The organism is Acinetobacter sp. KAM396 (genome assembly GCF_021602765.1).
In the GTDB taxonomy this organism is placed as follows: domain Bacteria; phylum Pseudomonadota; class Gammaproteobacteria; order Pseudomonadales; family Moraxellaceae; genus Acinetobacter; species Acinetobacter towneri_A.
On the sequence record NZ_BPPH01000051.1, the window covers coordinates 1 to 8,764 of the forward strand.

The window sequence follows — 8,764 nt, forward strand, 5'->3', positions numbered from 1 at the left end:
GGATGTCTGGTGATTTGTAGTCATAAATTTTAGTCCCCACTTGTTTTTAAGTGGGGACTAAATTAAGGCTTATAGGATGAATTCATAAGGTGTGTTCAGCGGACGCTTACGTCGTTATTTCTTTTGTTGGCGGTCGTCCAGCTATGATTTCAGCAGCCACAGGTGCGATGGCACTGCTTATGGTCACATTGGTCAAAGAACATGGGCTTGAATATCTGCTTGCTGCAACGATTTTAACTGGTGTCATTCAAATATTAGCAGGTTACCTGAAATTGGCTAAGCTAATGCGCTTTGTCTCTAAATCTGTAGTGATTGGCTTCGTAAATGCGTTGGCCATCTTAATTTTTATGGCTCAGCTACCCGAACTGATGAATGTAACTTGGCATGTATATGCTTTGGTTGCTTTAGGCTTAGCGATTATTTATCTATTTCCTTTAATTCCAAAATTAGGAAAATTATTTCCTTCTCCACTTGTTTGCATCATTGCTATTACATTGTTAGCAATAGCCCTAGGAATTGATGTACGGACTGTTGGAGATATGGGAGCATTACCTGACACACTTCCAATGTTCTTGGTCCCGAATATTCCTCTAAATTTTGAAACATTGATGATCATTTTGCCGTATTCAGTTGCACTGGCAGCCGTAGGTTTACTTGAGTCTATGATGACAGCAACTATTGTCGATGAAATGACAGATACACCAAGTGATAAGCATCAGGAATGTAAAGGACAAGGTATTGCAAATATTGCCTCTGGCTTCATGGGTGGTATGGCAGGTTGTGCCATGATCGGTCAATCTATGATTAACGTGAAGTCAGGTGGTCTGACACGCTTATCAACATTCTCTGCGGGTATTTTTCTTCTTATTCTGGTTGTATTTATTAGTGACTGGCTCAAAGTGATTCCAATGGCTGCATTGGTAGCGGTGATGATCATGGTCTCGATCAGTACCTTTGAATGGAGTTCTGTCACCCAATTAAAGGACAATCCTAAAAGTAGCAACGTCGTGATGATTGCAACGGTGATTGTGGTGGTAGCTACGCATAACTTGGCGTTAGGGGTATTAACAGGTGTACTGCTTTCAGCTTTATTCTTGGCCAATAAACTAGAAAATGATATTCAGGTCAGTGCTTCTTTTGAGGGGACAGCTCGTCTATATGATTTGAGAGGTCAGATCTTCTTTAGTTCTTCTGAAAAGTTCATGCAAGGTTTTGACTTTAAAGAGGATGTAAAGGAGGTGATTATTGATTTGACCCATTCTCACATTTGGGATGTAACATCAGTCGCCATGCTTGATTCTGTTGTAAATAAATTTCAAAAGAATGGTGCGAATGTCACAGTACGTGGTCTAAATGAAGCCAGTTCGATCATGATTGATAAGTATGGGACACATGCCAGAATTTAAGTTTTAAAAATTCTATATTTATATAGAATTTCTAAAATTAACATAATACACCTTATGCGAAATCAAAAAAGGGAGCAAAAAAGGGAGCTGTAAGCTCCCTTTTTTACTAATTTTTTTCAATTTTTAGATGTCAATCTAGGCTTCAATAAATTAAGCACCTAAACGCATTAATTTCTCTTGAATCGCATCGCTTACAAAAGCATTAAGAGAATTATCACTTGATGCTAAAACAGCTTTACGGTGTAACTCAGGACTAATACGGACATTAAATGTACCTTTGAATGGCTGATCGGGTTTTTTACCTAATTCAGCACAAGACTCTAAATATCCATCGACAGATTCCTGAAAAGCTTGTTCAAGAGTTTTTAATGTTTCTGCTTCATAAGTGATGAGATCACGGATAAATGCAAGCTTTCCAAATAACTCACCTGTTTCAAGATCAGGTTCAATTGTACCTAGATAACCTTTGTATTTTAAATAGCTCATAAAAATCCCTCCTGCTTGAGTGCCTGTTTTACAGATTTCAAAGCCCCACCTTTGATTTCATTTTCAGGGTGTGGCCTGTGCAGTAAAATCATGTGTTCAGTTTTCGTATTAAAAAAACGGACACGAGAGCCTGCCATTTCAAATTTTTCATAGCCTAGCTGATTCAGTAAAACGACTAAATCTTTATACGGAAATGTATTTTTTGAATTTCCAAATTTTTCCAGTAACTTTTCCGTTTTACCCATACTTCAGCCCTACTGCTATTGCAACTAAGTATAGTTACTTTTAAATAATAATTGCAACTATATTTAGTTGCAATTTCGTGTAACAGCCCTTATGTTAAATCAGGTTTAAAACTTAATATCATGTGAATTAAAGTAGGTCGGATCAAACTCTATCTCTCCTATTTCATCCTCGATAATTTGCATGTAATCGTCATATCTTGGATGTTTGGGGTCTTGTAATGCATCTAAAATATCAAGATATCCAAAAATTCCTCCAATATCTTCAAATGGAGCATGATTTTGACCATCTATACAACATGGATATTTTTTATTTAAATCAGGAGATTGTCTGCTTTCTACAGTAATCAAATGTTCCCAACAATCGCCAAAATCATATGTATATATAATTTTTTTACCTACACGTAGAACTTCTTTCAATTTTTGTCTTTTATTGATCTTTTCATGCTTAATAGTCGTGAATTCATGTAAATGGCTATCTTCCCAATCAAAAGCAGATTGAATTGCCTTATGGAGCCTAGATAAAGTAGCTGCCGATGAAATTTGAATAGTTCTCCAGATTTCAGGATCACTACCTAGCAGACTAATTTTTAATTGAAAAACTTCATCAGAAGATTTGAGCTTTACAGTTCCCATAACAGCCTAGTTCTCAAAAAATAGTTTTAGTAAATCTAAAATTAACATAATAGAGCTTATACGAAACGCATCTGTAAGCCCCAAGTAGAAATGTTCGGTTTCTCCAAAGTAAAAATGTCCGCTTTTAGAATATGCACTTTTGCAATTTCGTTAGCGGACGGTTTGTTATGTTGGTGTCTATGTCGGATAAAGAACTTAAACGATTGTCGGTCTTGCAGGAAATCTGCGATCAACGCATAACTCAATCCCAGGCTGCTCAGCTACTTCATATTTCAGAACGTCAGATCAGACGCTTACTGCAGAAATACAAAGCTCAAGGTCCCGCTGCATTAGCCCATGCCGGTCGTGGCCAAATCAGCAATTCCAAACTTCCTGAAGAACTCAGACTCAAGTGCCTCAATATTGTTTCTGACCAACTCCATGGTTTCGGACCCACTTTAGCGCATGAAAAGCTCACCACCGTACATGGATTCGATCTTTCAGTAGAAACCCTGCGTTCCTGGATGATTGCAGCTGACTTATGGATTCCTCGATCCAAGCGCCTGAAACGCCCGTATCAGCCTCGTTACAACCGGGATTGCTTTGGTGAACTGATCCAAATTGATGGCTCATATCATGACTGGTTTGAAGGACGCGCTGCTAAATGCTGTCTGCTGGTGTTTATCGATGATGCTACAGGAAAATTGCAGCATTTACGCTTCTGTGAATCAGAATCAGCCTTTGATTATATGATTTCAACACGCTTGTATGAACCGTACCGGGTTTGTCGGAGAGTCAATATTCTGAGAGACTATTCCGATGAAAAAACCAAACTATACCCCCGAAATTAGAGAAAGAGCGGTTCAATTACTAATTGAATCTGAAAAAGATTATCCTTCTACTTGGGCAGCAATCACAGCTATTGCTCCTAAAATTGGCTGTACTCCTGAAACACTACGTGTTTGGTATCAAAAATACTTAGATCAACAAAATCCCGCCAAAGTACAACAGGTATCTGACCAAGAAAAAATGAAGCAAATGGAACGTGAAATTAAAGAATTAAAGCGTGCCAATGAAATTCTACGCAAAGCAGCCGCTTTTTTCGCCCAGGCGGAGCTCGACCGCTCACACAAATAATGGTGGATTTTATCCATAACAATAAAGATCGATATGGTGTTGAAGCGATTTGTAGAATTTTACCGATTGCAGCTTCGACCTATTATCGGGCTTTAGATCTCGTTGATAACCCAGAACATCGAGCGAAACGTGCTCTGCATGATTTACATCATGCAGAGCAAATCAAACGTATTTGGAAAGAAAGTTCAGGTCGATATGGTGTACGTAAAGTTTGGCAACAATTGAAACGTGAGGGTTATGTTATTGCACGTTGTACAGTTGCTCGATTGATGCAAAAGCTAGATATACAAGGTGTTTGGCGTGGTAAGAACAAACAAACTACCCGCAGCCGAGATGATCAAAAACGGGCAGGTGATTTAGTGAAACGGAATTTTAGTGCTGATCGACCTGACCCTTGCGAAGCAGTGCTCAGGTCAGTGACTTTACGTATATTCAAACCAATTCTGGCTGGGTCTACACCGCATTTATTATTGATGTGTTCTCACGAGCAATTGTTGGATGGAAAGTATCTACACGGATGAATACAGATATGGTGCTCGATGCATTGGAGCAAGCATTGCACGATCGAGGCATGCCAAAGAATGTAATTCATCATTCAGATAGAGGTGTTCAATATCTTTCTATTCGCTATACCAATCGTTTAGAAGCAGCAAATTTACGAGCATCAGTCGGTACAACGGGTGATTCATACGATAATGCTCTGGCTGAAACGGTGAATGGCTTATACAAAACAGAGGTGATTGAATATTTAAAAGCAGATTGGCAAGGTTTAGCAGATGTACAACTTGCGACATTAAATTGGGTAGATTGGTTCAACAAAAAGCGTGTACACGGTGCACTGGGTTATGTATCGCCTTTTGAGTTTGAAGCAATGTACTATGATAAGATTAATCCGTTAGGTCAGGTGGCCTAACTTAAATAAAAAGTCTCCGACAAACCCGGTACGGTTCAGGTCTAATTAATCGATCACGTGATCCTAATGATGAAAGACGAGTTCTTATTTCATTAAAAGATAAAGGGCGAGACTTATCTGCTGAAGCAGAAAAGATTCCTAAAGAGCTTACCAAGAACATTGAGTTTGATAACTTAAATCAATTACGAGATGAATTAAAAGTATTAGTTAATCTATTATCAGAAAGAATTTGAGACCTCTTAATATCTGATAATGGAAGCCTGTTTACTTTCAAGAATCAATTAGTTTTTCTAAAATAAACATAATACACCTTATACGAAGTCAAAAAAATATATCTATAGAGGGCGTTATGCCCTCATTTTTTATTTTTGCTCATGTTCTTTGTAGTACTGATGCTGTCTTCTGGAATTGTGCTTCCAGCTTTTGGCAACTTTATAGACATAGCTTGGAAAATCATCCCAAACATGAGGTAAGCCAGCACCACGTGCAACACGAATTTTAAGCGGATAGTTTTTGTATTCAATAACGTGCAGAAAATAGAAACTTCGCTCTTGGTGCGTACTAAATTCTTTAAACATCGAACTTCTGACATTGGGGTAAATCTGCCAAAAGTAATCGTGTGGGTTGCTGTGTACTGATTGTTTATACTGATATTTCAGTTTTTTCATGATTCCTCCTAGGTAACATTACCTAGAAGGGATCCTGTGCAAAGTAGTTCATTGTTTTTAATCCTGTAAAATTAGGAATGGTTTTTCAGTTCTTTTAGCATTGCTTCACGTAGAATTTTATTCATTCGGGTCTGATAGCCTTTGCCCTGGGATTTAAGCCACTGCATGACATCAGCATCAATCCGAACAGTGGTCGATTTCTTGACTGGTTTGTAGTAGGGATTACGGACTGCATTTTGCCAAAAGCTTTCATCTAGCTCAGGGATGTCTGAAAAGTCTATTTCATTGTCTGGACGTTTTGCCAATGCTTCAATTTCAGCCATTTGCTTGTCAGTTAATTCAGTCAATTCTTCAAGTTTGTAACGAACGATTTTGCTCATACGCTCTTTTCTCCTGTGATGTGGCTTTTCGGGCTGAAATGATACGGACAACTTCGGTTATATCTTCGAAGTGAGAGGTATGGGCAACTAGCACTACAGTCTCTCCCCGGATGCTCCCTAAAGCCTGCCATCGACATTCACCATTCTCAAAGCGGCCTTGCTTACTTAACAAGAATGGATCTTTAAAAATATGCAATGCAGTTTCAAAGCTGATCTTATGCTTTTTCTGATTGCTCTTATTTTTCGCCTCATCCCATTCAAATTCCATGCTCATAGATTAGTACCAATTTACATACAATAATGTTACTACATTTTTGTATTTTTGAAAAACTGGACATTTTAATTGGTGAATAACACCAGAACTGCGCATAAGAGATTTTATGTTAAATAGGGGTAATTAAAGATTGAATTTCAACCCCATTTTCATCAACTAATTCAATACCAACTGCTTTTAAACGATCTATAGGATCACCTGTTTTCAAACACCATCCATTAGGCATATTTGTTTTTAATCCTGAAAATTTAGCATCTAACTTTTTCTGTTCTTCATAGGAAATATGGGCTACACCAAGATTTCTTTGTAGAATTTTGGAGAGTTCAGCATCTGATAATTCATTGCTTTCAATTAATACCCATAAGTTGTTAAAGACATAAGCCATGGGAACAATATGTTCTTTCCATGGCTTAATAGCCATTGCTGATTTATTATTAAAAATATTCTTTGAGTATCCTTTAAAAAGCAGTTCATTTTCTGGATGAAATAAATGCTCCATTAATCTGGAGCTATATCCCCATGGTTTATTAATGTTTTCTTGAAGAGTGATAATGTTTTTTACATGTTGAATGATTAAATCACACGTGCTCTTAATATATTGATTAATATGTTCTTTTTCAGTCATGTTGGTTTTCCAAAAAATTACTGCTACCTTAGCGATTTTATTATAGTGATAAAATGAGTAATCTTAAGAAAGTTATTTTAATCCAAACAGATATTACAACATTCGCTGTACAGGCTATCGTTAATTCAGCGAATAAGTCTTTGCTTGGTGGCAGTGGGCTTGATTATATCATTCATAAAAAAGCAGGACCTTTGATGAAGACTGAATGTATTCAACTTCATCAAGAAAAAGGCGGGTGTTCAACTGGACAAGCAGAAGTTACTACTGCTGGAAACCTGCCTGCCCAATATCTTATTCATGCTGTTGGGCCAAGATGGTTAGATGGTGAGCGTAATGAGCCACAATTGCTTTGTGATGCTTATAGTAATGCGATTATGAAAGCTAACCATGTTGGTGTAAAAACTATTTCTTTTCCAAACATCAGTACAGGTGTTTATGGTTTTCCTCGCCAACTGGCAGCCGAAATTGCAATTGGTACCATACTTTCAACACTTCCCCAATATGACTGTGTTGAAGAAGTATTTTTTGTATGCCGAGATGATGAAAACTATTTAATTTATAAGGAGATACTTTCTAACATTAACGACCCAAAAATAAAAATACAGATTGAATAAATTAAATTATAGATAGCTCATATAAGAATCCTGCTACCAGTTTGGCTAAAAGCTCATGATCTTCTTGGGATTCAACGATATCAACCATTAAATCATCTAAACCCGTGTGTTCTTAAATGGTCACACCTTGGATTTCAAGATAAGTTAGCATCACCCTAGCCCTGTTCTTTTATTTCCATCGACAAATGCATGCCCTTTAGAAATTGCAATACCAAACCATGCAGCAATTTCAAAGATATCACTCACATTACTGTAATACATTTGCTGATCTATACGGTTTAGGACGCTTTCCAGTTTCTCAATCTGGCAACCAGATCGACCTACACCTGTTTGAAGCAAAATCTCGTCATGTACAGCAATTACGAATGTCGAACTAATCAAGCTCATTTATAAGCTAACTCTTGTATTTCTGCTTTATGTTGCTGGATCACTCGTCTAGCACTATGCATAACAACTCGTTTAGTTGCTTCATCATTACTAAACTTTATAGGTAAAACTTGTCCAGAAACCTTTTCACGACTAGATACTTGTTCAATATTATAATCTTTAAGACGTTTTCTCATATCGCTTACCATTCTAAGAGTGATCGTGTGTATTTTAACGCAAGTTTGTTGATCTAACAGTAGTGTTGGTCAAATTTGATAGTGTGAGTCTTTTTTTAGCACCGATTGTTCTGGATTTAAATTAAAAAAATCATAGACTTTATTAATTTTTGATTTATATAACAATGTCTTATCCAAATAAATAATTGATTTTTCTTTGTTGGTATCAAAAATTACTCGACCTCTTGGGATCTGTTCATACTCATAGTTTTGTAGTTCAGAATACTTTTCTTGCAATGTAATCCAATATTCAATATGTGTATATGGGCTATCAATCAGGCCAATAGAGTCTGCTTTCGTAATATTAAAGGAATGTGCAATACCAATGACTTGATTATTCCAGTACCAAAAGATCCCTATTTTCATTTGTCTTTATGCCTAGTTTTAAGTTCAACTAAAATTAATATAATACGAATTATCCGAAAATATTCAGACAATAAAAAAGCCCGACATCCTGTCGGGCTTTTTCATATTGGGTGTTTAGGTATAACTCCTGTCGGTAATCCTCCCATAAATAACCGAAGTTAAAAGTAGAGGTTAAGCAGCCATTAGAGGTGGCCTTCCTTTGTTTGCTTGGTGTGGTCTTTCATGGTTGTAATGCCACAACCAGTTTGTTGCATAATCTTGTACTTCTTCCAGTGTGTCAAATAGATGCTTGCTTAGCCAGCTATAACGTATAGTCCGATTATAACGTTCAATATACGCATTCTGCTGTGGCTTACCCGGTTGAATATATTCAATACGAATACCGTGCTCAGTAGCCCAGCGCACAAATTCGTGACTGATAAATTCGGGACCATTA

Annotated in this window: 11 protein-coding genes, 5 pseudogenes and 1 other annotated feature; of the genes and pseudogenes, 5 read left to right on the top strand and 11 right to left on the bottom strand. The window is 37.1% G+C overall.

Annotated elements, in window-relative coordinates:
• Positions 1-110: 110 nt before the first annotated feature.
• A pseudogene (locus L6C30_RS13795) lies at positions 111-1,406 on the top strand (SulP family inorganic anion transporter); the annotation flags it as partial.
• Between the two features lie 150 nt (positions 1,407-1,556).
• Here L6C30_RS13795 and L6C30_RS13800 read toward each other — a convergent pair.
• The 3 genes from L6C30_RS13800 to L6C30_RS13810 all read right to left on the bottom strand — a co-directional run bounded on the left by L6C30_RS13800 (position 1,557) and on the right by L6C30_RS13810 (position 2,770).
• Complete coding sequence (locus L6C30_RS13800) at positions 1,557-1,892, bottom strand: type II toxin-antitoxin system HicB family antitoxin (protein ID WP_035270373.1); 336 nt, start codon at positions 1,890-1,892, stop codon at positions 1,557-1,559.
• Entirely contained in the window at positions 1,889-2,137 is a 249-nt protein-coding gene (locus L6C30_RS13805; protein ID WP_044425274.1) for a type II toxin-antitoxin system HicA family toxin, read from the bottom strand. The genes L6C30_RS13800 and L6C30_RS13805 overlap by 4 nt, the downstream gene beginning before the upstream one ends.
• 105 nt (positions 2,138-2,242) lie before the next feature.
• Positions 2,243-2,770, bottom strand: a complete 528-nt coding sequence (locus tag L6C30_RS13810) for a plasmid pRiA4b ORF-3 family protein (protein WP_000537572.1) — start codon at positions 2,768-2,770, stop codon at positions 2,243-2,245.
• 179 nt (positions 2,771-2,949) lie between these two features.
• Here L6C30_RS13810 and L6C30_RS13815 point away from each other — a divergent pair.
• The 3 pseudogenes from L6C30_RS13815 to L6C30_RS13825 all read left to right on the top strand — a co-directional run.
• Positions 2,950-3,519, top strand: a pseudogene (locus L6C30_RS13815) (helix-turn-helix domain-containing protein); the annotation flags it as partial.
• A 49-nt stretch (positions 3,520-3,568) separates the two neighbouring features.
• A pseudogene (locus L6C30_RS13820) lies at positions 3,569-4,799 on the top strand (IS3 family transposase).
• Positions 3,844-3,960 (top strand) — a sequence feature (AL1L pseudoknot). It overlaps the preceding pseudogene by 117 nt.
• Before the next feature lie 35 nt (positions 4,800-4,834).
• A pseudogene (locus L6C30_RS13825) lies at positions 4,835-5,032 on the top strand (MarR family transcriptional regulator); the annotation flags it as partial.
• A gap of 129 nt (positions 5,033-5,161) precedes the next feature.
• Here the strand turns inward: L6C30_RS13825 and L6C30_RS13830 are convergent.
• The 4 genes from L6C30_RS13830 to L6C30_RS13845 form a co-directional block, all read right to left on the bottom strand.
• Positions 5,162-5,467: a hypothetical protein gene (locus tag L6C30_RS13830; RefSeq protein WP_139853760.1), complete on the bottom strand. Its 306-nt coding sequence runs from the start codon at positions 5,465-5,467 to the stop codon at positions 5,162-5,164.
• A 71-nt stretch (positions 5,468-5,538) separates the two neighbouring features.
• Positions 5,539-5,847, bottom strand: coding sequence for a BrnA antitoxin family protein (locus L6C30_RS13835; protein ID WP_004676270.1), 309 nt, complete (start codon positions 5,845-5,847; stop codon positions 5,539-5,541).
• Complete coding sequence (locus tag L6C30_RS13840) at positions 5,819-6,121, bottom strand: BrnT family toxin (RefSeq protein WP_139853761.1); 303 nt, start codon at positions 6,119-6,121, stop codon at positions 5,819-5,821. Before L6C30_RS13840 ends, L6C30_RS13835 begins: the two co-directional genes overlap by 29 nt.
• Positions 6,122-6,230: 109 nt before the next feature.
• On the bottom strand, positions 6,231-6,746 hold the full coding sequence (locus tag L6C30_RS13845; protein WP_139853762.1) for a hypothetical protein: 516 nt from the start codon (positions 6,744-6,746) through the stop codon (positions 6,231-6,233).
• A 53-nt stretch (positions 6,747-6,799) separates the two neighbouring features.
• Between L6C30_RS13845 and L6C30_RS13850 the strand changes: the two genes are divergently transcribed.
• Positions 6,800-7,360, top strand: coding sequence for a macro domain-containing protein (locus tag L6C30_RS13850; RefSeq protein ID WP_002125033.1), 561 nt, complete (start codon positions 6,800-6,802; stop codon positions 7,358-7,360).
• Between the two features lies 1 nt (position 7,361).
• Here the strand turns inward: L6C30_RS13850 and L6C30_RS13855 are convergent.
• The 4 genes and pseudogenes from L6C30_RS13855 to L6C30_RS13870 all read right to left on the bottom strand — a co-directional run.
• Positions 7,362-7,747: pseudogene (locus tag L6C30_RS13855) on the bottom strand (type II toxin-antitoxin system death-on-curing family toxin).
• Positions 7,744-7,923: a hypothetical protein gene (locus L6C30_RS13860; protein ID WP_026441249.1), complete on the bottom strand. Its 180-nt coding sequence runs from the start codon at positions 7,921-7,923 to the stop codon at positions 7,744-7,746. Before L6C30_RS13860 ends, L6C30_RS13855 begins: the two are co-directional and overlap by 4 nt.
• A 69-nt stretch (positions 7,924-7,992) precedes the next feature.
• Entirely contained in the window at positions 7,993-8,328 is a 336-nt protein-coding gene (locus L6C30_RS13865; protein WP_002125021.1) for a hypothetical protein, read from the bottom strand.
• A 171-nt stretch (positions 8,329-8,499) separates the two neighbouring features.
• The coding region (locus L6C30_RS13870; protein ID WP_236163294.1) for an integrase core domain-containing protein at positions 8,500-8,764 on the bottom strand (265 nt) is incomplete at its 5' end.

Bases quoted from the DNA above. Each gene is read 5' to 3' on its own strand.
- L6C30_RS13830 (WP_139853760.1), bottom strand. From the start codon at position 5,467: ATGAAAAAACTGAAATATCAGTATAAACAATCAGTACACAGCAACCCA.
- L6C30_RS13805 (WP_044425274.1), bottom strand. From the start codon at position 2,137: ATGGGTAAAACGGAAAAGTTACTGGAAAAATTTGGAAATTCAAAAAAT.
- L6C30_RS13840 (WP_139853761.1), bottom strand. From the start codon at position 6,121: ATGAGCATGGAATTTGAATGGGATGAGGCGAAAAATAAGAGCAATCAG.
- L6C30_RS13850 (WP_002125033.1), top strand. From the start codon at position 6,800: ATGAGTAATCTTAAGAAAGTTATTTTAATCCAAACAGATATTACAACA.
- L6C30_RS13860 (WP_026441249.1), bottom strand. From the start codon at position 7,923: ATGAGAAAACGTCTTAAAGATTATAATATTGAACAAGTATCTAGTCGT.
- L6C30_RS13835 (WP_004676270.1), bottom strand. From the start codon at position 5,847: ATGAGCAAAATCGTTCGTTACAAACTTGAAGAATTGACTGAATTAACT.
- L6C30_RS13810 (WP_000537572.1), bottom strand. From the start codon at position 2,770: ATGGGAACTGTAAAGCTCAAATCTTCTGATGAAGTTTTTCAATTAAAA.
- L6C30_RS13845 (WP_139853762.1), bottom strand. From the start codon at position 6,746: ATGACTGAAAAAGAACATATTAATCAATATATTAAGAGCACGTGTGAT.
- L6C30_RS13800 (WP_035270373.1), bottom strand. From the start codon at position 1,892: ATGAGCTATTTAAAATACAAAGGTTATCTAGGTACAATTGAACCTGAT.
- L6C30_RS13865 (WP_002125021.1), bottom strand. From the start codon at position 8,328: ATGAAAATAGGGATCTTTTGGTACTGGAATAATCAAGTCATTGGTATT.